Origin of the sequence: Streptomyces sp. CB01373, assembly GCF_002803075.1 — a bacterium.
Classification (GTDB): Bacteria; Actinomycetota; Actinomycetes; order Streptomycetales; family Streptomycetaceae; genus Streptomyces.
Window position 1 is genome coordinate 179,194 of the sequence record NZ_NNBK01000006.1, and the last position, 24,747, is coordinate 203,940.

23 protein-coding genes and 1 pseudogene are annotated in these 24,747 nt (G+C 71.8%); 15 read left to right on the forward strand and 9 right to left on the reverse strand.

Annotated features, from left to right (window positions below):
• Positions 1–2: 2 nt before the first annotated feature.
• Positions 3–752 carry an SLATT domain-containing protein gene (locus CG719_RS11310; protein ID WP_100568585.1) on the reverse strand — a complete coding sequence of 250 codons (750 nt, stop codon included), beginning with the start codon at positions 750–752 and terminating at the stop codon, positions 3–5.
• A 255-nt stretch (positions 753–1,007) separates the two neighbouring features.
• On the opposite strand from CG719_RS11310, the gene CG719_RS11315 reads away from it, so the two are divergent.
• From CG719_RS11315 to CG719_RS11345, 7 genes are all read left to right on the forward strand, one after another.
• Positions 1,008–1,352, forward strand: coding sequence for a YbaB/EbfC family nucleoid-associated protein (locus tag CG719_RS11315; RefSeq protein WP_100568435.1), 345 nt, complete (start codon positions 1,008–1,010; stop codon positions 1,350–1,352).
• 58 nt (positions 1,353–1,410) lie between these two features.
• A complete protein-coding gene (gene recR / locus CG719_RS11320; RefSeq protein WP_100568436.1) occupies positions 1,411–2,010 on the forward strand; it encodes a recombination mediator RecR in 600 nt (199 codons plus the stop codon).
• Positions 2,003–2,662 carry a DUF5063 domain-containing protein gene (locus CG719_RS11325; RefSeq protein ID WP_100568437.1) on the forward strand — a complete coding sequence of 220 codons (660 nt, stop codon included), beginning with the start codon at positions 2,003–2,005 and terminating at the stop codon, positions 2,660–2,662. Before recR ends, CG719_RS11325 begins: the two co-directional genes overlap by 8 nt.
• 188 nt (positions 2,663–2,850) lie before the next feature.
• The gene (locus CG719_RS11330; RefSeq protein ID WP_100568438.1) at positions 2,851–4,128 is read left to right on the forward strand and encodes an aspartate kinase; all 1,278 of its coding nucleotides are present in this window, start codon (positions 2,851–2,853) and stop codon (positions 4,126–4,128) included.
• Positions 4,125–5,225, forward strand: a complete 1,101-nt coding sequence (locus CG719_RS11335) for an aspartate-semialdehyde dehydrogenase (protein ID WP_100568439.1) — start codon at positions 4,125–4,127, stop codon at positions 5,223–5,225. Before CG719_RS11330 ends, CG719_RS11335 begins: the two co-directional genes overlap by 4 nt.
• Positions 5,226–5,614: 389 nt before the next feature.
• The gene (locus tag CG719_RS11340; protein WP_376493187.1) at positions 5,615–6,310 is read left to right on the forward strand and encodes a SigE family RNA polymerase sigma factor; all 696 of its coding nucleotides are present in this window, start codon (positions 5,615–5,617) and stop codon (positions 6,308–6,310) included.
• Positions 6,311–6,414: 104 nt separating this feature from the next.
• Positions 6,415–7,470 (forward strand): hypothetical protein, encoded by a 1,056-nt coding sequence (locus CG719_RS11345; RefSeq protein ID WP_199836599.1) that lies wholly within the window; start codon positions 6,415–6,417, stop codon positions 7,468–7,470.
• Positions 7,471–7,547: 77 nt separating this feature from the next.
• Here CG719_RS11345 and CG719_RS11350 read toward each other — a convergent pair whose 3' ends face one another.
• A complete protein-coding gene (locus CG719_RS11350) occupies positions 7,548–8,348 on the reverse strand; it encodes an SURF1 family protein (RefSeq protein WP_100568441.1) in 801 nt (266 codons plus the stop codon).
• Between the two features lie 201 nt (positions 8,349–8,549).
• On the opposite strand from CG719_RS11350, the gene CG719_RS11355 reads away from it, so the two are divergent.
• Positions 8,550–10,409, forward strand: a complete 1,860-nt coding sequence (locus CG719_RS11355) for a S9 family peptidase (RefSeq protein ID WP_100568442.1) — start codon at positions 8,550–8,552, stop codon at positions 10,407–10,409.
• A 76-nt stretch (positions 10,410–10,485) separates the two neighbouring features.
• Here CG719_RS11355 and CG719_RS11360 read toward each other — a convergent pair whose 3' ends face one another.
• Entirely contained in the window at positions 10,486–12,459 is a 1,974-nt protein-coding gene (locus tag CG719_RS11360) for an NAD-binding protein (RefSeq protein ID WP_100568587.1), read from the reverse strand.
• A gap of 233 nt (positions 12,460–12,692) precedes the next feature.
• Here CG719_RS11360 and CG719_RS11365 point away from each other — a divergent pair, with 233 nt between their 5' ends.
• Positions 12,693–13,280 carry an RNA polymerase sigma factor gene (locus tag CG719_RS11365; protein WP_100568443.1) on the forward strand — a complete coding sequence of 196 codons (588 nt, stop codon included), beginning with the start codon at positions 12,693–12,695 and terminating at the stop codon, positions 13,278–13,280.
• Positions 13,270–14,022: a hypothetical protein gene (locus CG719_RS11370; RefSeq protein WP_100568444.1), complete on the forward strand. Its 753-nt coding sequence runs from the start codon at positions 13,270–13,272 to the stop codon at positions 14,020–14,022. The genes CG719_RS11365 and CG719_RS11370 overlap by 11 nt, the downstream gene beginning before the upstream one ends.
• 36 nt (positions 14,023–14,058) lie before the next feature.
• Here CG719_RS11370 and CG719_RS11375 read toward each other — a convergent pair whose 3' ends face one another.
• The 6 genes from CG719_RS11375 to CG719_RS11410 all read right to left on the reverse strand — a co-directional run bounded on the left by CG719_RS11375 (position 14,059) and on the right by CG719_RS11410 (position 20,178).
• Positions 14,059–14,916 carry a serine/threonine-protein kinase gene (locus tag CG719_RS11375; RefSeq protein WP_100568445.1) on the reverse strand — a complete coding sequence of 286 codons (858 nt, stop codon included), beginning with the start codon at positions 14,914–14,916 and terminating at the stop codon, positions 14,059–14,061.
• Positions 14,913–16,817: an ABC transporter ATP-binding protein gene (locus tag CG719_RS11380; RefSeq protein ID WP_100568446.1), complete on the reverse strand. Its 1,905-nt coding sequence runs from the start codon at positions 16,815–16,817 to the stop codon at positions 14,913–14,915. Before CG719_RS11380 ends, CG719_RS11375 begins: the two co-directional genes overlap by 4 nt.
• Before the next feature lie 305 nt (positions 16,818–17,122).
• Positions 17,123–17,539, reverse strand: coding sequence for a YeeE/YedE thiosulfate transporter family protein (locus CG719_RS11390; protein WP_100568447.1), 417 nt, complete (start codon positions 17,537–17,539; stop codon positions 17,123–17,125).
• Positions 17,539–18,177 carry a YeeE/YedE family protein gene (locus CG719_RS11395; RefSeq protein WP_100568448.1) on the reverse strand — a complete coding sequence of 213 codons (639 nt, stop codon included), beginning with the start codon at positions 18,175–18,177 and terminating at the stop codon, positions 17,539–17,541. Before CG719_RS11395 ends, CG719_RS11390 begins: the two co-directional genes overlap by 1 nt.
• A gap of 989 nt (positions 18,178–19,166) precedes the next feature.
• On the reverse strand, positions 19,167–19,307 hold the full coding sequence (locus CG719_RS36320; protein ID WP_100568450.1) for a DUF397 domain-containing protein: 141 nt from the start codon (positions 19,305–19,307) through the stop codon (positions 19,167–19,169).
• A complete protein-coding gene (locus CG719_RS11410) occupies positions 19,264–20,178 on the reverse strand; it encodes a helix-turn-helix domain-containing protein (RefSeq protein WP_100568451.1) in 915 nt (304 codons plus the stop codon). Before CG719_RS11410 ends, CG719_RS36320 begins: the two co-directional genes overlap by 44 nt.
• A gap of 156 nt (positions 20,179–20,334) precedes the next feature.
• On the opposite strand from CG719_RS11410, the gene CG719_RS11415 reads away from it, so the two are divergent.
• The 5 genes and pseudogenes from CG719_RS11415 (at position 20,335) to CG719_RS11435 (ending at position 24,579) form a co-directional block, all read left to right on the forward strand.
• Positions 20,335–20,799 (forward strand): ATP-binding protein, encoded by a 465-nt coding sequence (locus CG719_RS11415; protein WP_199836601.1) that lies wholly within the window; start codon positions 20,335–20,337, stop codon positions 20,797–20,799.
• A gap of 62 nt (positions 20,800–20,861) precedes the next feature.
• Positions 20,862–21,895 (forward strand): annotated as a pseudogene (locus CG719_RS11420) (permease).
• On the forward strand, positions 21,892–22,644 hold the full coding sequence (locus tag CG719_RS11425) for a TIGR03943 family putative permease subunit (RefSeq protein WP_100568453.1): 753 nt from the start codon (positions 21,892–21,894) through the stop codon (positions 22,642–22,644). The pseudogene CG719_RS11420 and the gene CG719_RS11425 overlap by 4 nt, the downstream one beginning before the upstream one ends.
• 143 nt (positions 22,645–22,787) lie before the next feature.
• Positions 22,788–24,005 carry a sodium:calcium antiporter gene (locus CG719_RS11430; protein WP_100568454.1) on the forward strand — a complete coding sequence of 406 codons (1,218 nt, stop codon included), beginning with the start codon at positions 22,788–22,790 and terminating at the stop codon, positions 24,003–24,005.
• A 34-nt stretch (positions 24,006–24,039) separates the two neighbouring features.
• Positions 24,040–24,579, forward strand: a complete 540-nt coding sequence (locus CG719_RS11435) for an EF-hand domain-containing protein (protein WP_100568455.1) — start codon at positions 24,040–24,042, stop codon at positions 24,577–24,579.
• The last annotated feature ends 168 nt before the right edge of the window (positions 24,580–24,747 follow it).

A 24,747-nucleotide genomic window follows, 5' to 3' on the forward strand; every position in this document is an offset into this window, starting at 1 on the left:
AGTCAGCGTGGTTCCGGCGGTCGCTGCCGGGGCATGTTCGGCCGTGCGGCGCCCGGCGGCAGCGGCAGGCGCCCGTGCCCGCCACCCGGCTCGGACCGCCCGGCGGCCCCGGGCCCCGCCGCCTGGAGCCCCATCGGTGCCGAGCCGATACGGAACTCCACCATCCAGTCCGCCGTCTCCGTGCGCACCAGCTCCGTGACGTCCTCCGAGAACCGCCGCAGCACCCCCAGGCACCGCTCGGCGGCCTCACCGGCCGTCCCCTCCGCGGGGCCCAGGACCTCCCGTACGTTCTCGGACGCCCAGTCGAACTGCAGTGCCTGCAACCGGCGCTGCACGGCCTGCGCGGTCGCCACGTCCCGCATCCACCCCGCCGTCACCCCGAAGTACCGGTCGATCCCCACACACGCCACGCACAGCAGCAGCGCCACATACCCCCACGGCGCCGCGCCCCCGGCCGCCCCGGTCAGATCGAGCAGCGGCAGCGCCGCCCCGGTCACCGCCCCCGCCGCGGCCCCGACCCGCAGCGCACGGGCCCCGCGCCGCTTCCACATCCGCTCCCCGAGATACCAGGCCACGGTCTGCAGCGCCCCCCGCTCCACCCAGCGGTACAGCTCGTCCAGCCGCTGCGCGGGCTCGCCCCAGTCGCCGAGCGGGAACGGCCGCCCGGTCAGATCGCCCGGCCGCAGCCCGGCCGCCCCATCGCCCCGCCCGTCCTGCGGCGGACGCTCGGGCTGCATCTCCGGCTGACCCACCCGGCACTCCCTACTGATCACGGTCCGTGACGCTGGCTCACACGCCGGACCCTTCCTACCCCCCAACGGGTGGCGAGGCGCCGGGGAGCACGGCTTTTCCGCTCGTAAGAGGGCCTTGATCAGGTACAGGGCTCATCCAGGACTCACTCGAAAGAGTGGCGGGGCGCTGCCTGCCCGGACCACGTAGGCTCGTGCCAGCGGGGAACCGGTCCATCGGCCCCCGCCCGGACAGCCGTACGAGAGCAGGAGCTGATCGTGATTCCCGGTGGTGGCCAGCCCAACATGCAGCAGCTGCTCCAGCAGGCCCAGAAGATGCAGCAGGACCTTCAGAGGGCCCAGGAGGAGCTGGCGCGGACCGAGGTCGACGGGCAGGCGGGCGGCGGTCTGGTGAAGGCCACCGTCACCGGCGCCGGCGAGCTGCGCGCGCTGAAGATCGACCCCAAGGCGGTGGACCCGGAGGACACCGAGACCCTCGCCGACCTGATCATCGCCGCCGTCCAGGCGGCCAACGAGAACGCCCAGACCCTCCAGCAGCAGAAGCTCGGTCCGCTGGCCCAGGGCCTGGGCGGCGGCACCGGAATCCCCGGGCTGCCTTTCTGAGACGGCCGCCGGGCAACTACCGTACGTACCGAAGCGATCCAGGAAGGGCGGCAGTCCGTTGTACGAAGGCGTGGTCCAGGACCTCATCGACGAGCTCGGGCGGCTGCCCGGCGTCGGTCCCAAGAGCGCGCAGCGGATCGCCTTCCACATCCTCCAGGCGGAACCGGCGGACGTACGGCGGCTCGCCCAGGCCCTGCTCGAGGTGAAGGCGAAGGTCCGCTTCTGCGCGACCTGCGGCAACGTCGCGCAGGAGGAGCTGTGCGGGATCTGCCGCGACAGCCGCCGCGACCTCTCGGTCATCTGCGTGGTCGAGGAGCCGAAGGACGTCGTCGCCATCGAGCGCACCCGTGAGTTCCGCGGCCGTTACCACGTCCTCGGCGGGGCGATCAGCCCCATCGAGGGCGTCGGCCCGGACGACCTGCGCATCCGGGAACTCCTGGCCCGTCTGGCGGACGGCACGGTCACCGAGCTGATCCTGGCCACGGACCCGAATCTCGAAGGCGAGGCGACGGCGACGTACCTCGCCCGCATGATCAAGCCCATGGGCCTGAAGGTCACCCGCCTGGCCAGCGGCCTCCCGGTGGGCGGTGACCTGGAATACGCGGACGAGGTCACTCTCGGCCGCGCCTTCGAGGGGAGACGACTCCTAGATGTCTGACGCCACGCTGCACGCCACCAGCCAGAACCCGGACGACTTCGCGGTCCAGATCGCCGACCAGGTGGAGAGCTTCCTGGTCGCGGTCACCGAGGTCGCCAAGGGCGACGAGCCGGACTCGGCGGTGCCCTTCCTGCTGCTGGAGGTCTCCCAGCTGATGCTGGCCGGCGGCCGGCTCGGCGCGCACGAGGACATCGTCCCCGACGAGCGCTACGAACCCGACCCCGGTCCGGAGCCGGACGTGGACCAGCTCCGCGAGAACCTCGCGCGCCTGCTGGAGCCGATCGACGTCTACTCCGAGGTCTTCGACCCCTACGAGCCGCGCCGGGCGCCCGTGCCGGCCCGTATCTCCGACGACCTGGCGGACGTCATGGCCGACCTGCGGCACGGCATGGCCCACTACCGCGCGGGCCGCACCACCGAGGCCCTGTGGTGGTGGCAGTTCTCCTACTTCTCCAACTGGGGTTCCACGGCCTCCGCCACCCTGCGCGCCCTGCAGTCCCTGGTCGCCCACGTCCGCCTCAACCAGCCCCTGGAGGAGCTGGACGGCCTGGACACCGACCAGGGCATGGGCGACGAGACCCTGGAGTTCGAGGCCGGCAAGGTCATGGCACAGGAGATCGCGGACCCACTGGGCCTGCGCCGCGCGCGCTGAGCGCCCGGTGTGACGCGGCGCACTTTCCGAGTGGCGTTCCGGTCCCTGGGCATGAGCCGTCTGACCAGCGGGCGCCGGGCATCTCACCATGCGATATCGCGAATGGGAAATTCGGACGCTCGATAGACTGAGCCGACCGCACCGCGTATGCGCGAGTGCGATGGACACGGACTGAGCGAGGAGCGCACGTGGGCCTTGTCGTGCAGAAGTACGGAGGCTCCTCCGTAGCCGATGCCGAGGGCATCAAGCGCGTCGCCAAGCGGATCGTGGAAGCCAAGAAGAACGGCAACGACGTGGTTGTCGTGGTTTCCGCGATGGGCGACACGACGGACGAGCTGATCGATCTCGCCGAGCAGGTTTCCCCGATGCCTGCCGGGCGCGAGCTCGACATGCTGCTGACCGCCGGAGAGCGGATCTCCATGGCCCTGCTGGCCATGGCGATCAAAAACCTGGGCAACAAGGCCCAGTCGTTCACCGGCAGCCAGGCAGGTGTCATCACCGACTCGGTGCACAACAAAGCCCGGATCATCGACGTCACGCCGGGCCGCATCCGGACCGCGCTGGACGAGGGCAACATCGCCATCGTCGCCGGTTTCCAGGGCGTCAGCCAGGCGGGCAAGGACATCACCACGCTGGGGCGTGGCGGGTCCGACACCACCGCCGTGGCGCTCGCCGCCGCCCTCGACGCCGAGGTGTGCGAGATCTACACCGACGTCGACGGCGTGTTCACCGCCGACCCGCGGGTGGTGGCGAAGGCCCGGAAGATCGACTGGATCTCCTTCGAGGACATGCTGGAGCTGGCCGCGTCCGGCTCCAAGGTGCTGCTCCACCGCTGTGTGGAGTACGCGCGCCGGTACAACATCCCGATCCACGTCCGCTCCTCCTTCAGCGGGTTGCAGGGCACGTGGGTCAGCAGCGAGCCGATTCAGCAAGGGGTCAAGAAGGTGGAGCAGGCCATCATCTCCGGTGTCGCACACGACACCTCCGAGGCCAAGATCACGGTCGTCGGCGTGCCCGACAAGCCCGGCGAGGCCGCGTCCATCTTCCGTACGATCGCCGATGCCGAGATCAACATCGACATGGTCGTGCAGAACGTGTCCGCCGCCGCCACCGGCCTGACGGACATCTCCTTCACGCTGCCCAAGGCCGAGGGCCGCAAGGCCATCGACGCGCTGGAGAAGAACCGGGCCGGCATCGGCTTCGACTCCCTGCGCTACGACGACCAGATCGGCAAGATCTCCCTGGTCGGCGCGGGTATGAAGACCAACCCGGGCGTCACCGCCGACTTCTTCACCGCGCTGTCCGACGCGGGCGTGAACATCGAGCTGATCTCGACCTCCGAGATCCGTATCTCGGTCGTCACCCGCCAGGACGACGTGCCGGGGGCCGTGCGCGCCGTGCACAGTGCCTTCGGGCTCGACTCCGACAGCGACGAGGCCGTCGTCTACGGAGGCACCGGGCGATGAGCGACCGACCGACGCTCGCGGTCGTGGGAGCGACCGGAGCCGTCGGCACGGTCCTGCTCCGGATCCTGTCCCAGCGCGCGGACATCTGGGGCGACATCCGCCTGCTCGCCCTGCCTGCGGGCTCCCCGGGCTCTCACTCGCGTACGGCGGGAGGGGAGCCCGAGCGCGCGGTCGGCCGCAGGCTGACCGTGCGCGGCGAGGAGGTCGAGGTGGCCGCGCTCGCCGAGGACGCCTTCGACGGGGTGGACATCGCCCTGTTCGACCTCCCCGACGAGGCCGCCGCGCACTGGGCGCCGCTCGCCGCCGCCCGGGGCGCGGTGGTGGTCGACAACTCGGGCGCCTTCCGCGCGGATCCGGAGGTGCCGCTCGTGGTGCCCGAGGTCAACCCGCACGCGGTGCGGCGGCGCCCGCGCGGGATCGTCTCCAGCCCCCACTGCACCACCCTGTCCATGATCGTGGCGCTGGGCGCGCTGCACGCCGAGTTCGGCCTGCGCGAGCTGGTCCTCTCCTCGTACCAGGCGGTGAGCGGGGCCGGGGACGAGGGCGTGGAGACCCTGCGCCGGCAGCTGTCCCTGGTGGCGGGCACGGAGCTGGGGACCAGCCCCGGTGACGTGCGGCGGGCCGTCGGGGACGACACCGGTCCGTTCCCGGAGCCGGTGGCGCTGAACGTCGTGCCGTGGGCCGGGTCGCTGTGCGAGGAGGGCTGGTCCTCGGAGGAGATGAAGCTCCGGGACGAGTCCCGCAAGGTGCTCGGGCTGCCGCGGCTGCCGGTCGCCGTGACCTGCGTGCGCGTCCCGGTGGTCACCACGCACTCCCTGACCGTCCACGCCCGCTTCGAGGACGAGGTCACGGTCGGCAGGGCACGGGAGATCCTCGCCACAGCGCCCGGCGTGGTGCTCTACGACAACCCGGCCGCGGGCGAGTTCCCCACGCCCGCCGACGTGGTGGGCACCGATCCGACCTGGGTCGGGCGGGTGCGCCGGGCGCTGGACGATCCCACGGCGCTGGAGTTCTTCGTGTGCGGTGACAACCTGCGCAAGGGCGCGGCGCTGAACATCGCGCAAATCGCGGAGCTGGTGGCCGCCGAGGCACCGTGACTCCTGTCGCACGGGACCGTCGCCGCCGGAAATACCGTGGCCAGGGGCCTTTCCGTTTGTAGGATCCATGTGAGAATCAAGTCGGCTGGTGGGCTGGGCCACTTGATCCATGCTGTTCGCTGTTCGGCGGCCGATGATTTGCCTCCCCGTCCTTTGCAACCGCGCGAAGGGCGGGGAGCGTCTTTGCGGTCGCCCTTCGCGGGCGTGGGGACGCTGCGGGGCGTGGGGACGTTCCGGCGATTCAGGCATAGGGGATGAACGGGACGCATGAGGGCATACGACGTGCATTTTGTGCCGCCTGCCACGAGAACGGCGCCGGACGTGTCACCTGGCGCAATCGACTTGCCCGGCACGTACAACCTCAGTGGGGGGAGACGTGTCCAACTGGCGTGGCAGAGGTTCTCGAGTTCACCCCCAAGCTCTTCGAGCGGGCGGTATCCCCGGCGGCGACCCGCGGCGCCGCCCTCCGACCGCCCCGCGCGGCGCTCCGTCCGCGCGTGCCCGGCGGCATGCCGGTGATCGCGCCCATGCCCGCCGCGCGGCCAGCCCGCATACCCAGCCAGCGTGAGGCCGCCGAGGAGACCGCGGCGGCCGGCACCACCGTCGACCACCTCACCGAGACCTATCGCGCGCACTACCGGTCCCTGCTGGGCCTGGCCGCGCTCCTCCTCGACGACACCGCCTCCTGCGAGGACGTGGTCCAGGAGGCCTTCATCCGGGTCCACTCCGCCCGCAAACGCGTCCGGGACCCGGAGAAGACCCTCGCCTATCTGCGGCAGACGGTCGTCAACCTCTCCCGCTCCGCGCTGCGCCGCCGCATCCTCGGCCTGAAGCTGCTGTCCAAGCCGATGCCGGACATGGCCAGCGCCGAGGAGGGCGCCTACGACCAGCTGGAGCGCGACTCCTTGATCAAGGCGATGAAGGGCCTCCAGCGCCGTCAGCGCGAGGTCCTGGTGCTGCGCTACTTCGCGGACATGACCGAGGCGCAGGTCGCCGAGACCCTCGGCGTCTCGCTGGGCTCGGTCAAGGCCTACGGCTCGCGCGGCATCGCGGCGCTGCGGGTCGCGATGGGGGCGTCGGCATGAGGGAGCACGACGAGGACCGCGACACGTACGAGGAACATGAACCCGACGCGTCGCCCGAGCCGCATCATCAAGAGCACACGTCATCGCACGCTGGGAACGGAACCGTGAACCACAGCCCCGACGAACTCGGCCCGGACGGGCTCGACTCGGACGAGCTGGCACTGCGCAGGATGCTGCACGACGCGGTCCAGGACGTCGAGCCACGGGACGGCACACTGGACCACCTGCGGCGCGCGGTCCCGGCGCGGCGGGCCCGCAAGCGGCAGGCCGTCGTCGGCATGGCGGCCGCCGCCCTGTTCGTCGGCACCGCCATCCCCGCCCTCGTGCACGTCTCCAACACCGCCGCCTCCGACGCCAACCCGGCCATCGCGGGCCAGGCCTCACAGGCCCAGGGCGACGCGGGCCGGGGCAAGGGCCCGGACGGCGGCGAGAGCGCCATCGGCGGCTCCTCGGGCAAGGCCGCCGGCGAGGGTACGAAGGACCGGAAGGACGACAGCAAGGGCGGTCCGAGCAGCGCCGCCGACAGCGGACCCACCGGTGGTCCGGACAGCCCCGCGGCCGACCCGGGCGGCGACACCCCGGTGTGCGAGGCCTCCCAGCTCGGCTCCGCCACCGCCACCGTCGACGCCCCCGACTCGGCCGGTGTCGTCTACGGCACCTTCCACGTCACCAACGTCTCCGGCGGCAGTTGCCGGGTCGGCGGCTCAGGCTCGGTGGGCACCCTCGCCCAGGGCGCGGCCGACGCCACCAGGATCACCGTGGTCGCCCACACCTCCGGCGACGCGGCGGCCGGACTGCCCGACCCCTCCACCGAGGTGACCGGGCTGGTCCTGCCGTCCGGCTCGGCGTACGAGGTGAAGTTCGCCTGGGTGCCCTCCCAGACCTGTCCGACCACCGGCGGCGGCAGCGGCACCGGCGGCAGCGAGACCGGCGGACCCTCGTCCGACCCGTCCCCCACCCAGGGCGTCAGCACCACGGGCGCCACGACCACCGGCGGCGACTCCGGCGCCTCCACCCAGATGCTCCTGACGGACGGCACGGCCGACGGCGGCGTCGTGGTCTCCCACACCCCGGAGGCCGGCTCGCCCTCGGCGTCGGTGACGGTCACGAACGCGTGTGCGGGGACGATCTACCGGACCGGAGTGCTCCCGGCGTCGTAGGGCCTGTGCCGAGTTCGCCCGTCTGCGCCCCGTCGCCCGGCAGGCGCGCTCACCGGAACAGGCCCCGAGGGGGACGGTCAGGCGCCGGACGCGCCGCTCGACGCGGGCGCCGGCGCCTGCTCGGGCGCGAGCCCCAGCTCCGCGTCCCGTACGGCCTCCACCTCGCGGCGCAGCAGCCGGAACCACATGAAGACCACGAAGCCGGCGAAGACGAACCACTCGCCGGTGTAGCCGAGGTTCTGGAACGCCTTCAGGTCGAGCCCGGTGTTGTCCGGGGCCTTCGCCGGTACCGCCGTCATCCCGGCATCGGCGTGGTTGAGGGTGACCCACGCGTCGTACACGGGGTACGGCACGAGGTTCACCAGCGAGGCCGCGCTGATCGCCGCGGTCTGCCCGGACGGCAGCCCGCCCCGGGCGCTGACCCCGTTGTCACCCGGCGTCTCCGACGCCTGGAGCGCTCCGGTGACCGTGACCTCGCCCGCGGGCGGCGCCGGGACCCCGGCCGCGTCCGGCTTCCCGGGCAGCCAGCCGCGGACGACCGGCAGCGCCTTGCCGGAGTCGGTGCGCAGCAGCGTCAGCACGTAGTACCCGGCCCTGCCGTCCAGATCGCGGTCCGGGACCAGCAGCTGATCGGCGTACCGGCCGGCCGCGGTGGTCTGCATGCCGGACGTGCGCTTGTCGACGGGCAGCAGCCGGTCCAGCGGGCGCGGCGCCTCCTTGCGGTAGGAGGCGGCCTGCTCGGTCGCGGTCCGGTGGTCCTGCACTCGCGCCTCGAACCGGCTCAGCTGCCAGGACCCCATGAACACGCAGAAGGGGATGGCGAGCAGCACGAAGACGTTGATGCCCCACCAGCGAGGTGTCAGCAGAAACCGGTACACGCCCTCAACGGTACGGTGCCGGACGCCGCGCCCCGGTCGCGGGGTCGGCCCGGCAGCGCGCCGGGGGGACGGGACGCAGGGCACCGGGCGGGCGGGAACGGTGTGGAAATGGCAAGAGGATGCGAAGAGTCCGGGCGGAGTTTTCCACAGGCTGGGGAGACCGGACAGCGCGTTGTCCTCGGAACCGTGCAGTATGGGGTCATGACTGAGAGCAACGGGTCCGACTCGCCGCAGCAGCTCGACCGGCGGCCACTCATCGAGGAGATGCCGGACTGGGAGAAGCGCTTCCGAGCGCCCCGGGTGTCCCTGCCCGACTGGGCGGAGGACGCGCCGGAGCGCTCCCTGTTCGTGTCGAACGCGACGGGGACGTACGAGCTGTACGCCTGGGACCGGACGACGGGTGACCAGCGGCAGGTCACCGATCGGCCGAACGGCACGACGGACGGTGTGCTCTCGCCGGACGGGCGCTGGATCTGGTGGTTCGACGACAAGGACGGCGACGAGTTCGGCGTCTGGCGGCGCCAGCCCTTCGAGGGCGGGGCCGACGAGGCCGCCGTGCCCGGCCTCGGCGCGTCGTATCCGGCGGGGCTCGCGCTCGGCCGGGACGGGCGCACGGCGGTCGTGGGGCGCTCCACGGACGAGGACGGCACGACCCTGCACCTGGCCCGCGACGGGCAGGTGACGGAGATCTACCGGCACCGCGAGTCGGCGGGTGTCGGCGACCTCTCCCACGACGGCTCGCTGATCGCCCTGGAGCACACCGAGCACGGCGACGCGATGCACTCGGCGCTGCGCGTGCTGCGCCCGGACGGCACGACGGTCGCCGAGCTGGACGACACCAAGGGCGGGACGGTCGAGCTGGGCCTGGACGTGCTGGGCTTCGCCCCGGTCGACGGGGACACGCGGCTGCTGGTCGGCCACCAAAGACGCGGCCGCTGGGAGCCGCTGGTGTGGGACGTGGCGACGGGCGAGGAGCACGACCTGGCCCTCGACCTGCCCGGCGACGTGAGCGCCGAGTGGTGCCCTGACGGCGGCGGCCTGCTCGTGGTGCACGGCTTCGAGGCCCGCAGCGAGCTGTTCCGCTACGACCTGGCCACCCGCGAGCTGACGCCGGTACCCACCCCGCCCGGCACGGTCTCCGGCGCGACCGCCCGCCCCGACGGCAGCGTGGAGTACCTGTGGTCCTCGTCGGCCGAGCCCTCCGCGGTCCGCTCGACGCACGGCGGGGTGGTCCTCGACCCGCCCGGCATGAAGTCCCCGGGGTCGGTGCCGGTGGAGGACGTGTGGGTGGAGGGCCCCGGCGGCCGTATCCACGCCCTGGTCCAGAGGCCCGCGGGCGCGACCGGACCGCTCCCCACGGTCTTCGACATCCACGGCGGCCCCACGTGGCACGACAGCGACTCCTTCGCCGCGGGCCCGGCCGCCTGGGTCGACCACGGGTACGCGGTGGTCCGGGTCAACTACCGCGGCTCGACGGGCTACGGCCGGGCGTGGACCGACGCGCTCAAGCACCGGGTGGGCCTGATCGAGCTGGAGGACATCGCGGCGGTCCGCGAGTGGGCCGTCGGCTCGGGACTGGCCGACCCGGCCCGCCTGATCCTCACCGGCGGGTCCTGGGGCGGCTATCTCACCCTGCTCGGTCTCGGCACCCAGCCCGAGCTGTGGGCGCTGGGCATCGCTGTGGTCCCGGTCGCCGACTACGTCACGGCGTACCACGACGAGATGGAAGCCCTGAAGGCCATGGACCGCACGCTGCTCGGTGGCACCCCGGAGGAGGTGCCGGAGCGCTTCGAGGCCTCCTCGCCGCTGACGTACGTCGACCGGGTCGCGGCGCCGGTCTACATCTCCGCCGGGGTCAACGACCCGCGCTGCCCGATCCGCCAGATCGAGAACTACGTCAAGCGCCTGGAGGCGCGCGAGGCAGTCCACGAGGTGTACCGCTACGACGCCGGCCACGGCTCCCTGGTCGTCGACGAACGCATCAAGCAGATCCGCCTGGAACTGGACTTCGCGGAGCGGTATCTGCCGAAGGAGAAGCAGCTGAAGGAGAAGCAGAAGTAGGGCGGCCGCGGCGCGGGACGCGGGTGGTTCGAGGGCAGAGCGCCCTTGGGCCACCTGTGCCCGCCCCGCGCGCCTCCTACGTCCCCTGTGTTCCCGTCCGCCCCCGCGGCCCGCGGCCCAGCAGCTCCGCCAGCCCGCGCCGGGTCGCCGCGAGCACCACCCGGTCCTGCCCGCGCAGGACGTAGGTGCCGGGCAGGTTCCACACCAGGCCCGAGGCCCGGTCCGGGTGCTCGGCCGCCGCCTCCGCCGTCGGCTCCCGCCGTGCGTCCGCGGTCATCCCCACGTCCAGCGCCAGCACCCGCCAGTACCCGGGACGGAAGGCCTCCGCCAGCGTCCTGCCCTCGAGCTGCGGATGCCCGCCCACGTCCACGGACGCGAACAGCAGCACCCGCCGCTCCACCGGGATGGCCCCCAGGATCTGCCGGCCGAACATCGCGCCGGCGAACGCGGGCGCCGCCAGGTGCGTCACGCTCCGGCTGCGGGTCAGGGCGTGCGGGTGCGCGGCCCGCAGGGTGCGGTACACCGCGGTGGCGAAGTCGTCGTCGTACAGGCGCAGCACCACCCGCAGGTCGGGGCGCACGGACCGCGCGTACAGCACGGCCTCCAGGTTCGTCGTGTCCGCGCTGGTCACGGCGAGCAGCGCGTGCGCGCGGTGGATCTTCGCGGCCTCCAGCACGCCCTCCTGCGTGACGTCCCCGAGCACCACCGGCACCCGCAGCCGCCGTGCCGTGGCCACACCGCGCGCCTCCGGGTCCGACTCCACGCACACCACGGGAATCCGCAGTTCCCGCAGCCGCGTCAGCACCCGCGTGCCGATCTTGCCGAGTCCCAGCAGGACGACGTGCCCGCCGAGCCCCCGCGGCGGCCTGCGCAGCGCGGACGCCGACCGGAACGTGCCCAGCGCCTCGAGCACCGCCGCCAGCACCACCGGCAGCAGCAGCACGCCCACCAGCCCGGTCAGCAGTTGCAGGAGCTGGCGTCCGACCGGTTCGCCGAGCGCCGGGTCGTCGATGGCGAACAGGTCGAGCAGTGTGAGGTACACCGCGCCCAGCGGATGGACCCCGGCCACCACCCACAGCGCCACCGCGAGCGCGAACACGCACGCCAGCAGGCCCGCCACCGTCCACCGCAGCCGCCGTGAGAACAGCGACGTCAGCGGAGGCACGGCCGCCGCCACCACGCGCCGGGCGGACAGCGGCTGGCCGGCGCCATACGAGACCTGCTCCAGCACCACGGTCCCGCGCCCGGTGGCCGCCTCCACCGCCGCCTCGTCCGGGAGCAGCTGCGGCCGCTGGTCGCCGCTGTCCTCGGAACCGTCCGCTCCGGCCGGGTCGCTGCTCGTCGCGGACAGCAGGGCCAGGGTGCACAGCCCGGGGTCGGCGACCTGTCCCGGCGCGGGCGGCGGCCGCTCCACCGCGCGCAGCAGCAGTCCGTCGGTCTGGACGACCTTGCTGGTGCCCACGACGGCACTGGCGGCCAGCGCGGGCGCGGCGGTGTCCGCGTCGGACAGCACGGTCGTGGACGCGTAGGTGCCCGCCGCCGCGTCGCCGCCGCCGACCGCCAGCGCAGCGGCCTGGTCGAGGAGTTCCTCGATGTGCTGGCCCAGCCGCCGGTTGTACAGGCGCACCACGAGCCGCAGCCGCGGGTTGAGACGGCGGGCGGTCAGGGCGGCGCGGATGTTGGTCTCGTCGTCGTCGTACACCAGGGCCAGTGCCGCCGCCCGCTCCACGCCCGCGTCCGCGAGCACGGCCTCGGTCAGTTCGGCGGCCTCCAGCAGCCGGTCCGGGCCTGCCGGTTGACCGCCCGTGCCGTTGCCGGTGCCGGTGCCGTTGGCCGCGCCGCCGGCGCCCACCCCGGCCCGGCTCACGGCCGCGCTCACCACCCGGTCCACCCGGTCGAGCAGCGCCGACGCCGTACGGGTCCGGCCCACCACCGGCGGCCGTACCGTGCGCTCGGAGGGCGGCACGACCAGTGTCACGTGCTCGCCGTACACCCCCCGCAACTCGGCGGCCAGCCGGTGCGCGAGCCCGTCGTCCCCGCACACCACCATGTGCGCGCGCGTGCCGTCCGGCACCCCACCCTGATACGGAACGCTCCCCACGAGGGAAGAGACTGCCCTACCGGGACGGGTGGTTCCACCCTTCGCCCCGCCCCCCGCGCGGCCCTCTGCCCGGGACCGTCCCGCGACAGGGCGCGGGCAGGGCGGTCCCGCGCGAGAATCGGACTATGGGACTCCGGTTCGGCCGGGCAATCCCTGGACGGGGATGGCCCGTATACACGGATGTGTCGAGATTCTGGTTCCCCGTGGGCCGGCTCCCGGACGAGGCTCTGCTGTCCGGGCTCGCCGCCGGTGATCCGGAACTCGCGGTCAGTTTCGTAAGGAGGTTCCAGCACAGGGTCTTCGGTGTCGCCGTCGCGGTCACCGGGGATCCGCAACTGGCGGAGGACATCGCACAACAGACATTCGAGCGGGCATGGCGGCACGCGCAGATCTACGACTCGCGCCGTGGGTCGGTCACGACCTGGCTGACCACCATCGCCCACAACCTCGCCATCGACGCCGTACGGTCGCGGCGTCAGGAGCCGGTGGCGCCGGAGGACCTCGACGCGATCCTGGACGTCGTCAGCGACACGCCCGAGCGGCACGCACTGGCCGACGAGGCGTCGTCCCGGCTGCGGGCCGCCGTGGCCGAGCTGCCGCGCGAACAGGGCCGTGCCCTGGTGATGGCCGGCATCTACGGCATGACCGCCCAGCAGATCGCCGACTGGGAGCACATTCCGCTGGGCACCGCCAAGACACGGGTCAGGGCGGCGATGGGGAAGCTGCGCACCACCCTCGCCTCCTTCCAGCGAGGCGACCATGGCCAGTGAGACCAGCTGCGAGAAGCTCCGCGAGATCGGCGCCGAGCTCGCGCTGGGCGTGCTGCCCGGCCGCGAGCGTGCCGGCGCAGTCGCGCATCTGGAGAGGTGCGCGGACTGCCGCGAGTACATCGCACAGCTCACTCTGCTGGGTGACCGGCTGATCGGGCTCCTGCCGGGGAGCGAGCCGCCGGTCGGGTTCGAGAGCCGGGTGGCGCAGGCGCTGACGCAGAGGGCGGCGCACGAGAGGCGTCCGCACACCCGGGCGCCGGGCATCCCGCGTCCGGGCGTGCTCGGCCGGCTGCGGCCGCGGGTCGCCGCCGCCGCAGGCGCGGTCATCATCGCCGTCGGCTTCGGCGGCTGGGCGGTCGGCACGGCGATCGAGTCCACGATGTCCCGGCCCGCCGCGACCGCCACCGGGACGGGCATGCTGTGGGGCGGTCTCACCTCGGCCGACGCGGTCGGAAGGCCGGCCGGCGAGGTCTACGCCCACCCCGGCTCCCCGGGCTGGATCTACATGACCGTCGACCTCACCAGGGCCGGCGGACCCCACGAGGGCAAGGTCACCTGCCGGCTGGTGCGCAAGGACGGCACCACGGTCCGCGTCGGTGACCTCACGCTGCACAGCGGCCGCGGCTCCTGGGGCGGCCCGGCCACCATCGACCCCGCGAAGCTGGCCGGCGCACGGGTGATCGCCCCCGACGGCACCGTCCTGGCCAGAACCCACTTCGCCACGGGCGAGGACACGTCCTGAGGGCTGCCCGTCCCGAAGGCTCCCGGGGAGGACCGCTCACGAACTCGGGAGCACGGTGCCCAGGGCCTCGGCCAGTCCGGGGAGCGCGGGGCGATTCTCCGGGTCCAGGCTCAGACAGGCGTCGACGGCTCCGGCGAGCGTGCGCGGCAGGCGGCGGCGCGACGCGACCGGCGGGGCGGCCTCCTCGAGGAGCGGGCACCGGACGCCGCTCGCGCTGTCCTCGCTCTCGGCCTCCTCGCCCTCGGGGAAGGGCACGTCACCGCAGGCCGTCTCGTACAGCGTGACGCCGATGCCCCACACATCGGCCGCGGCCGACAGCGGCCCTCCGCGCGCCTGCTCCGGCGAGCGGTAGTACAACGTGCCCGTCCCGCGCGGCGCGTACCCGGGAGGCCGGGCCACGCTGAGGTCGAGCACCTTGACGTGTCCCCGGTCCACGACGATGTTGGCCGGCTTGAGGTCCAGGTGGAGCAGCCCCCGTCCGTGCAGATAGTGCACCGCGGAGCACAGCTGCACCCCGAGAAGCGCCACGTCGGTGGCGCCCGGCCGGCGCCGCAGCCGGCCGAGGAGATGCGCGAGCGTCTCCCCGGTCAGCGTCTCCATGACGACGAGCGGCTCGGGCTCCGCGAACGTCTCGTACGCGCGGGCCAGGTGCGGGTGGGTGAAGTCGCGCAGCCACCCGCCCTCCCGCAGCAGCCTGGCGCCCAGCCCCGGATCGCCACGCAGATCGGGGCGCAGCACCTTGATGACGCAGCGGCAGGTCCGTTCCTCGCTCCAGGAGTCGTACAGGTCCAGCCAGCCCGTGCGGTCCAGGTGTCCGAGGATCTCGTAGCCGGGGACGGGGCGGGTGCCCGCGGGCAGCGGCGGCTCCACGGCCGTCCGCGTGGCGGCGGTCATGACAGCACCGTGCCCTGCGGCGGCGGCCCCGTGGGCGCGGCCGCGCTGTGCAGCCGGTGCAGCCGCGCGTACGTGCCGCCGCGCGCGAACAGTTCGTCGTGGGTCCCGGACTCGGTGACCCGGCCCTGTTCGAGCACCACGATCCGGGTGGCGTCGCGGACCGTGAGCAGATTGTGGGAGATGACGACGGTGCTCCGGCCTGCCATGAGCCGGCGCAGCGGGTCCATGATGCGGCGGCCCGACAGGGCGTCCAGGCCGGTGGTGGGCTCGTCGAGCAGCAGCACGGGCGCGTCCCTGATCATCGCGCGGGCGATGGCGAGCCGCTGGCGCTGCCCGCCGGACAGCATCCGGCCGCGCTGTCCGACCACGGTGTCGTAGCCGTCCGGCAGCAGCCGGACGAACTCGTCGGCGTCCGCGGCGCGGGCGGCCTCGACGATCTCCGCTTCGGTGGCGCCGGGCCGGCCGTAGGCGATGTTCTCCCGCACCGTGCCGTGCAGGACGAGCGTCTCCTGGAGCACCACCGCGACGCTCTCGCGCACATCGGTCAGGGCCAGCTCGCGCAGATCGGTGCCGTCGAGGCGGACGGCGCCCCGGTCGGGGTCGTAGAAGCGCAGCTGCAGCTTGGCCACCGTGGACTTCCCGGCCCCGCTCGCTCCCACCAGGGCCAGGGTCTCGCCGGGGCGGACGCGGAACGACACGTCAGACAGGGCCCAGCGGGACGTCTCGGGATAGCGGAAGGACACCCCGTCGAACTCGACCTCGCCGCGGGCCCGGCCGATCCGCCGCGCGTCCGGGGCCTCGCGGACCTGGGGCCGCTGGTCGAGCAGCTCCACGATGCGTTCGGCGGAGGCGGAGGCGGCGTAGAAGGCGGGGCCGAGGCGGGACAGGTCGCGGACCGGGCTGTAGAGCTTGCCGATCAGCGCCAGGAAGACCAGCAGCCCGCCCAGGGTGAGCTGGCCCTGGGTGAGCTTCCAGGTGCCGAGCCCCATGACGGCGAGGCCGCCGCACACCTCGATCAGCTCCACCAGCGGCCGGTAGACGGCCCGGATGCGCGTCGAGGCCATCGCCGCGCGGAAGCGGCCCACGTTCTCGCGCTCGAAGCGGCGCTGCTCCCAGTCCTGCCGGTTGTACGCCTGTACCAGGGTCACGTTGCCCAGCGACTCCTCGGCCACCGCGCTGAGCGAGCCGCTGCGGCGCGTGCGCTCCCGCGACGCCTGCTTGGTCAGCCGGGAGAAGTGGCGGGCGGCGCCCCAGAACAGCGGCACGATGACGATCGCGAGGAGCGTGAGGTCCCAGCTCAGATAGAAGAGCAGGCCGAGGAAGACGCCCAGTTGCAGCAGGTCGTAGAAGACGTCCGCCACGCCGGAGAGCAGGAACGTCTCGACGGATTCCACGTCCCCCGTGATCCGCGACAGCACGTCCCCGAGCCGCCGCCGTTCGAAGAACCCCAGCGACAGCCCCTGGACGTGCCGGAAGACGTCGGAGCGCAGGGAGAGCAGGAAGCGTTCGCTGACGTACGCGGAGGTCACGTCGTCGGCGAACCCGAAGACGCCGGAGAGGAGGATCAGCCCCACGTAGGTGGGCGCGATCCAGACGAAGGGATGCAGGTCCCGCGGGACGAGCACCTCGTCCACCATGATCTTGAACAGCCACAGTTCGGCCGCGTCGACGAGGGGACCCGTCGTAGTGAGCAGGAGAAGCGGCGCGAGCCAGCCACGGCGTCCTCGGGTGTAGGGCCAGAAACGCCGGAACACCTCACGCAGGGACAGCGGCGGGGCGGCCGTGACCACGCCCTGCTCGTCCGCCCCCACCGACAGCAGCCGGCTCAGGACGTACTGACGGAGCGGACCGGCTCCCTGGGGCTCCGGTCCGCTCCGCTCCGAGTCGGCTGGGGTGGCCAAAATCAGTAACCGCGACCGTGGCCTCGCGACCCGCGGTTCCCGCGGCCGCCGTATCCGCCGTATCCGCCGCGCCCGCCGCGCCCGCCGTGTCCGCTGCGGCCGCCACGACCGCCGTGACCTCCGCCGTGACCGCCGTGGCCACCGCCGTGATCACGGTTCAGTGCGGGGAAGAGTGCAGTGAAGATCGCCATGGCTTTCCTCCTGATGGAACATGTCTCGTAGGAGATACGTCCCGGATCAGGAATCGGATGGCGTCTTAGGTCAAAACGGGGCAAATGCTGCCCGGAGACGTTTGACGCCCTCGGTCACAGCCCACAGGAGCCGCGGTCCAGGTGGAAGAACCGGGCGTTGGCCCAGCGGCACAGCCAGATGCCGACGGCGACACCGGCGATGGTCACCAGGGCGGGCAGATAACCGCCGGCGACCTGGATGATCGGGATCGCCGGGCAGCCGCCCGAGATCGCCCACCCCGTGCCGAACAGCACCGCGCCGGGGATCACACTGGCGTGGATGCGCCCGGGGGTCCGACGCACCCGCAGCAGGGCGAACGCGACCACGATGATCGCGACGGCGCCCGCGAAGGACAGGAACATCCGCAGGTCCTGGAAGGTGAACATGCGGTTCAGCTCGGCGTAGTCGCCGAAGCCGATGTTGGAGACGGTGAAGCCCAGGGCCAGCCCGGTGATGATGTTGGCCAGCAGGATCGCGCCGCGGGTACGCATCAGATCACCTTCCACAGGAGGAACGACACACCGACGGCGGTGCCGAAGAACACGGCGGTCGCGACGATGCTGACCGGGCGCAGCCGGCCGCAGCCGCTCAGCCCGTGGCCGGAGCTGCACCCGCCGGCCAGCCGGGTGCCGAAGCCGACCAGCACCCCGCCCAGGAAAAGCACGACGACCATGGTGACCGGATCGGAGGTGACCAGGTCCCGGAACGCCGGGCCCATGTCGTGGCGGATCTTGAACCGTCCGGACACGAGCGAGGCGATCAGCCCGCCCAAGAAGATCGACACCAGCAGGGCGGCCTGGGTGACGAGAGGGGCGGGGCGCTGACTGGTGACCGGTTCGACGCCGGGGCCGGGCGCGGGCGGCTGCGGGTCCCCGTACGGGGGCTGGGCCGAGGCCGGCGCGCCGGGCAGCGTTCCGAAGTGTTCCGCGGTGGCCGCGGCGAGGGCTTCGGCGAGCGCCTGGTCGTCGGCGAACTCGTCGTCCATTTTTTCCAGACGGCGTTCGCTGCGCCAGTGCAGCACGCGGTCCCAGGCGGACGACACCCCGAAGGACCGGTCGGTGGTGAGGGTGTAGTTGACGGTGACCAGGGCGAGCCCGACCGCGCCCGCCCACCAGGGCCAGTAGTTCATGCCGGACCTCTCATCCAGTCGGCGAGCCGGCCCAGCAAGCCGCGCTTCGGACCGGGAGTCCGCCCCGTGTGCGGAGCGGAGTGGTCCGAATGCCGGGGGGCCGGTATGTGGGGTGGTGACGGTTGGTACGTCGGGGCCGGTGCCGGGGGCGCCGCCCCGAACCAGGCCGAGCCCTCCGGTTGTCCGGGTCCGGGTGGGGACGGCTCAGGCGGGCCGGCCGGTACCGCCTGGGACCAGGCGCCCGGCTGCGGCTGGGGGTGGGGGTGAGCATGCGGCTGCGGATGCTGCTGGGGCTGCGCCTGTGGCTGCGGCCGCGGCTGGGGAACCTGCGTGGGGTTGGTCGCGCTGGACCGGCCCGTACGGGTCTCGCCTTCGAGGTGCCGCGCCGTCGCTCCGTTGGGCAGCAGGCTGATCGGCACGCGCTCGCCGGTGCGTGACAACTGGTAGCGGGCACAGTCGTGCCACTGGTCCGTGCTGTCGCAGTAGTAGTCGCGCCATCCCTGCAAGCTCGCCCTGAGCAGGGGGAAAAGGGGGCATCCCACGGCGTGCGAGCAACCCACGTTGCTCCCTCCTGGTTCTTGTCCTTGCGGCGCCCGATTGACGATCACAAAATGCTCGGGAATTCGACACAGAGCCGCATTGTGACTCCCAGTCATCGCGGCCAGCCGTGATGGAACCACTTTCCAGACGCCCCGGGCAACCCGACTGGGTTTTCCGGTCGAACCACTTGACATTCCCTCAGTGAGATACACCACGCGAAAGATCCATTCGCTTACCTCTGATGTCCGGATATTTTCCGGCCGACAACCGGGGCTTTGATCGCGATCAGGTCACATGATCCCGCGCGCTGCGGACGTGCGTCGGCTGTTTGTGGAGAGAGTGCGAATGTTCGACAGGGTTGTGGGGGGAGCGTGAGAATTGCAGGTCGTAAATGAATTCGGCGACCGGGATCTTTCCCGGTCGCCGAATTAACGGACCAGCGCCTTACGTCAGTTCGATGCGGTGGTGCCGGACTTCAACTCGCCTATGAACGAGGCCCAGGAGCCGGCGCCGAAGGCCAGCGAGGGACCGTCCGGGACCTTGCTGTCACGAACGGGGACGATGTCCTTGAGCCCGGCCGCGACCTCCACGCAGTCGCCCCCAGCCTGATTGCTGTAGCTGCTCTTGCGCCAAGCGGCGCCGTTCGGACCGGGACGGGACGTTCGCTCCACGGTGGTTGCCCTCCATCACGCTTCGGATCATGTCGAGCGACATGAGAGGGGGCAGGGCGGCTGCCCGTAGCCGATCGTAAATCACCGTGTAGCGAAGGACGTTGGTCGGTTCCTCAATGAGTCGTCCATAGTCCGAGCCCTCCGTGTAGGCGGCCTCTGAACCGTCGGGAAGCGTGAGAAGTGTCAGTGATCCACCCATCGCCTCGTGTCCGCCCTGGTCGAAGGGCAGCACCTGCACGGTGGTGCGACGGTTCGCTGCCGCATTGAGCAACTCCCCCAATTGCTCTCGCATCACGGCCAGGCTGCCGATCGGACGCCTCAGCACGGCCTCGTCGAGAATCACCCACAGCTCCGGTCGGTCGGGCGACCGGAGCCGTTCCTGTCGCCCCAGCCGGGCCACGACGCGTTCCTCCAGCTGGTCCTCGTCGGCGAGTAGCGCGTCCAGACTCAGAACGGCTCGCGCGTACTGTTCCGTCTGGAGCAGACCCGGCACGACGTGCGCCGCGTACTGCCTGATGGACAAGGCGCGCTCGGAGTAGGCCATGAACGCCCTCGACCAGTCCGGGAACGCCTCCCGGTACACGTAGGGCCACAGCTCGACGAGCAGGTTGTCCGCGCCGAGGGCCGCGTCGAGCGCGCGGGCCAGTTCCAGGGTGGGCTTGGCGCCGGAGGCGCGCTCGATCTGGGTGATCCGGGTGCTCACCACGTGTGTCCTGGCACCGAGTTCGGCCTGGGTGAGTCCGGCCGCCGTACGGAGTCTGCGCACCCGTGCACCGAACAGCGCCGCCATGGACGTACTGGGGTCGATTCCCTTGGCCAAGGCGTTACTTCCGTTTCTTACGAGCTGAAAGGTAAGGCTGCGCCGTCTTCCGAGCGTAGGGCCGGTGGACGACTCTTGAGTACGGAACGTGACGACTCGTGCACTTTGCGGGAAGGAAGACAGGCCGTGCTGGCAGGAACGACCACACCGGAAGAGGGCGTAGCGCCCGACTCCCGTCACTTCGCGGCGCAGTTCGCCGCGACTCCGCGAGGCGCGAGGCTGGCCCGGCGCCTGGCCGTGCGGCACATCGAGGAGTGGGGGTACCCGCCGGACTCGGACACGTCGTGCACGATCGCGCTCGTGGTCGGCGAACTCGTGGCGAACGCCGTACGGCACGGCCGGGCGGCGGGCCATGAGTTCGCTCTCGGGCTCGCCCTCGACGCGGCGACAGGCGTCATGCGCGTCGAGGTGGCGGACGCCTCGCCCAAACACCCTCCGGCGACCGCCCCTTCATCCCACCCCGACGGCGAGTCGGGCCGCGGCCTGTTCCTGGTGGACGCCCTGGCCCTGCGCTGGGGCTGGACACCTCGTCACCCCGTGGGCAAGACGGTCTGGGCCGAGGTCGGCGGCCCTTCCGGCAAGGCCGGCTGAGCACCGTTCGTCAGTTCGGGGCCCGCTATGTTGACGGGAACATCCGACAGGTGGGGCACGGCATGCAGAGATCAGAAGAGCGGGTCGGGGAGGCCGAGTCCGCCGACGCGGACGGAGCGGCGGGGGACGACGCCGCTGCCGGCTGGCCCCGTCACTGGCCGCTGCTGTTGCTGGGGGCGGCCGTCGTTCCCGGCACGGTGCTGTACCTCGGGGGCCAGTGGATGGAGACGCCGGCGATGCAGGCGTGGCGGACCGTCTGTCTTGCCGTGACGGTTCAGGCGCTGCCCTTCCTTCTGCTGGGTACGGCCCTTTCCGGTGCCATCAACGCGTTCGTGCCGGCGGCGGTGTTCAGCCGTGCGCTGCCGAGTCGGCCGGTGCTCGCCGTGCCGGTGGCCGGCGTCGCGGGAGTCGTCCTGCCGGGCTGTGAGTGCGCGTCGGTGCCGGTGGCGAACCGCCTGATCGGACGGGGTGTCACACCGGCGGCCGCGTTCGCGTTCCTGCTGTCGGCGCCCGCGATCAACCCCGTGGTGCTGACGGCCACCGCGGTGGCCTTCCCCGGGCAGCCGGCCATGGTCGCCGCCCGGCTGCTGGCCTCGCTGGGCACGGCGCTGGCCATGGGCTGGCTGTGGCTCTGGCTGGGGCGGGCCGAGTGGCTGCGGCCGGTCGTGCGGCACAGCGGGCACCAGACGGTGGCAGCCGGTGGCGGGAGTTCCGGACCGGCTTCCAGCACGACTTCCTGCATGCGGGCGGTTTCCTGGTGGTGGGCGCGATGGCGGCGGCCACGTTCAATGTCGCGGTGCCCCGCTCCGTGCTGGACGCGTTCTCCGGTTCGCCCTGGCTGTCGGTGCTGTTCCTGGCCGGGCTGGCGATCGTGCTGGCGGTGTGTTCGGAGGCGGACGCGTTCGTGGCGGCCTCACTGACCGGGTTCTCGCCGGTCGCGCGGCTGGCGTTCATGGTCGTCGGCCCGATGGTCGACATGAAGCTGATCGCCCTGCAGGCGGGGACCTTCGGCCGGGCCTTCGCGGTCCGGTTCTCCGCCGCCACGGTGGTTGTGGCGGTTGTGTTCAGCGCGCTGATCGGAGGAGCACTGCTGTGAGACGCCCGCTCCAGATGACCTTGCTCGTCCTCAGCGGCATCGGCCTGCTGCGCGTGTCCCTGTTCACCGACCTGTACCTGCGGTACGTCAACGAGGGGATGCGCGCGCTGCTCATCGCCTCCGGCGCCCTGCTGGTGCTGCTCGGTGTGGCGGAAGCGGTGTCGTACGCGCGACGGCGCGAGGACGACGAAGACACGGACCGCGACGACCACGACGGTCACGGGCACCACCACTCCGGCGCACCCCGTGCCGCGTGGCTGTTGTTCCTCCCGGCGCTGAGCCTGCTGTTCTACGCTCCCCCCGCGCTCGGCGCGTACACCGCCTCCCGTCAGCCGCCCAAGGCCATCACGCACGAGGACGACTTCGACCCGCTGCCCGCGACCTCGCCGCTTCCGATGACGCTTTCGGACTTCACCCGCCGTGTGCAGCAGGACCGCACGCGGGCCATCGAGGGGCGTACGGTCCGGTTGACTGGTTTCGCCACCTCCGGCAAAAAGGGCGACGGCTGGACCCTGACCCGGATCGTCATCTCCTGCTGCGCGGCGGACGCCCAGTCCGTGAAGGTACGGATCCATGGCACCCCGGCCCCGCCGGCCGACAGCTGGGTGGCCGTCACGGGAACCTGGCACCCCGGTGGAACGCTGGGCACGAGCTCCGCGCCCGCCGCGCTCGACGCCCGTTCCGTGGAGAAGACCGACAAGCCGGTGAACGCGTACACCGACGCCCTGCCGCTCACTCCCACGAGGTGAGGCGGGCGCACGCCCTGGGGGCGGTGTGCACCAGTGCGCCCGGCTGTCACTCGCCCTCATCCCTGCTAGCTTCCGATTGATTGGCGCTGGCCAGGTCCCCACGGGGCCTGGCCAGTCCGTTCTGCTCAAGGGGGAGCAATCGGATGACGTCCATTCTCATCTTCGCCGCCGGAGTGGCGCTGCTGATCTACAGTGCCGAGAAGCTGATCACCTACCTGGTCGGCGCCGCGCGCGGCCTGGCGATCTCGCTGTTCCTGCTGGCCATCGTGTTCACCGGGATCGAGTTCGACGACCTCGCGTTCGGTGTGGTGCTCAACGTCGAGGGCCTGGAGGACGTCGCGCTCGGCGTCGTCTTCGGAACCGTCATCTCGCTGTCGGGCCTGGTGCTCGCGATCGCCGCCCTCGTCGCGCCCTGCCGGGTGGAGATCCCCAAGGACTACATCGCGTTGTTCGCGGTCTCTCCATTGATCCTGATCGTGCCGGCACTGCTCGGCGAGTTGGGGACCGTCTTCGCGATCGTTCTCGTCCTGCTGTTCGTGCTGTTCGTCGCCTACATCGCCTACCGCGAGTCCCGTCGGGCGGTGCCGACGTTCAGAAGCACGGAAGTACTCGAAGCGGTGGACAGTCCCGAACTCGTCGGCGTCGCCGCCGGGGCGGCCGGGGGTGCGGGTGGTGGTGCCGGGGACCGGGACCAAGGCTCCGGTGGCCTCTACGAGACCGGCCAGGTCGGCGCGGGGAAGTCGGCCAACCGGCCGGGATGGATGCTGCTCGTACTGGCGCTCCTTTCGCTGACCGGGATCGTCGTCGGCGCCTGGATCATGACGAAGGGAACCGAGGGCATCCTGGAGAACTTCGCGATCAGCGGCACTGTCTTCGGGGCGACGATCGCGACGCTGGTGCTGTCCCTGGAGGACATCTTCCTGACCGCGGAGCCGGCCCGGCGGGGCGCGCCCGCGATCGGTGTCGGCAACGTCATCGGCAGCGTCGTGTTCTCGGTGACCGCGAAGGTGGGCATCATCGCCCTGGCCGGCGGCGCGCTCGTGATCACCCCGGAAATCTTCAGCTGGCACCTGCCGGCCCTCGTGGCGATCAACGGGTTCGCCGCCTACGCACTTCTCACCGGGCACCTCAGGCGGTGGCACGGCGCGGTGCTGCTGGTGGCCTACATCGCCTACTGGGCCATCAGCTTCTCCGTTTTCGGTCTGGTTCCCGTCGACGACGCCCCGGGCTCCGACGACGACGCGCGGCGACCGGGCATCGAGGCACCGGCGGTACCGGGCGCGGCCGCCCATGCCCGCCCGGTATCACTCGGTTGGCAATACGCGCACGAGCCGTCATCGCCGAAAGTGTCGATAGTGTGACGGTCCGTGTCCGAACCACCTGGAGATCTCCGAGATGACCACCTCCGTGCAGCTCGACCGCATCAAGACGCGCTTCGACAGCTGGGACGTGAACGGCGACGGCCGCATCGACAGGGCCGACTTCGACGCCGAGTCCAAGCGCATCCTCCGGGCCTTCGGCGAAGCTCCCGGCTCCCCGAGAAGCCGCGTGCTGAGCGACGCCTACCTGGGCATGTGGAACTTCTTCGCCGGCAAGGCCGGGATCGACAAGGAGAACGGCCGGCTGACCCCCGAGCAGTTCCACGACATCGTCAAGGAACACGTCCTGGAGAACGGCGGCACGGACTTCGGGAAGGCCGTCAAGCCGACCGTCCAGGCCATGATCGGGCTGGCGGACGTGGACGATGACGACCGGATCAGCCCCACCGAGTTCAAGACCTGGCTCGACGCCATGGGGGTCGAGAACATCGACCCGGCCGACGCGTTCCGCCAGATGCAGACCAACGGCGACGACCAGCTCTCCGCCGACGAACTGGTCCAGGCCGTCCGCGCCTACCACAGGGGCGAGATCGACGTACCGCTGCTCGGGCACTGAGCTGAGCCCCGACACACGCCGCGCGGGCTCGTCGCTGAAACCAGGTGAGGCACCTACTGAACCCAGTAGGTGCCTCATTGTCTGCCACCGTCCATGCCGACCCGCACCCGGCAACAGCGGCGTCAGACGTACGCGTTCACCCAGCGCAGCGCCCAGCTGACGAGGAAG

What these genes read in the sequence shown, in the direction of transcription:
- CG719_RS11325 (WP_100568437.1), top strand. Translation starts at nt 2,003, where the DNA reads ATGTCTGACGCCACGCTGCACGCCACCAGCCAGAACCCGGACGACTTC.
- CG719_RS11335 (WP_100568439.1), top strand. Translation starts at nt 4,125, where the DNA reads ATGAGCGACCGACCGACGCTCGCGGTCGTGGGAGCGACCGGAGCCGTC.
- CG719_RS11355 (WP_100568442.1), top strand. Translation starts at nt 8,550, where the DNA reads ATGACTGAGAGCAACGGGTCCGACTCGCCGCAGCAGCTCGACCGGCGG.
- CG719_RS11360 (WP_100568587.1), bottom strand. Translation starts at nt 12,459, where the DNA reads ATGGTGGTGTGCGGGGACGACGGGCTCGCGCACCGGCTGGCCGCCGAG.
- CG719_RS11370 (WP_100568444.1), top strand. Translation starts at nt 13,270, where the DNA reads ATGGCCAGTGAGACCAGCTGCGAGAAGCTCCGCGAGATCGGCGCCGAG.
- CG719_RS11375 (WP_100568445.1), bottom strand. Translation starts at nt 14,916, where the DNA reads ATGACCGCCGCCACGCGGACGGCCGTGGAGCCGCCGCTGCCCGCGGGC.
- CG719_RS11390 (WP_100568447.1), bottom strand. Translation starts at nt 17,539, where the DNA reads ATGCGTACCCGCGGCGCGATCCTGCTGGCCAACATCATCACCGGGCTG.
- CG719_RS11395 (WP_100568448.1), bottom strand. Translation starts at nt 18,177, where the DNA reads ATGAACTACTGGCCCTGGTGGGCGGGCGCGGTCGGGCTCGCCCTGGTC.
- CG719_RS11410 (WP_100568451.1), bottom strand. Translation starts at nt 20,178, where the DNA reads ATGGCGGCGCTGTTCGGTGCACGGGTGCGCAGACTCCGTACGGCGGCC.
- CG719_RS11430 (WP_100568454.1), top strand. Translation starts at nt 22,788, where the DNA reads ATGACGTCCATTCTCATCTTCGCCGCCGGAGTGGCGCTGCTGATCTAC.
- CG719_RS11435 (WP_100568455.1), top strand. Translation starts at nt 24,040, where the DNA reads ATGACCACCTCCGTGCAGCTCGACCGCATCAAGACGCGCTTCGACAGC.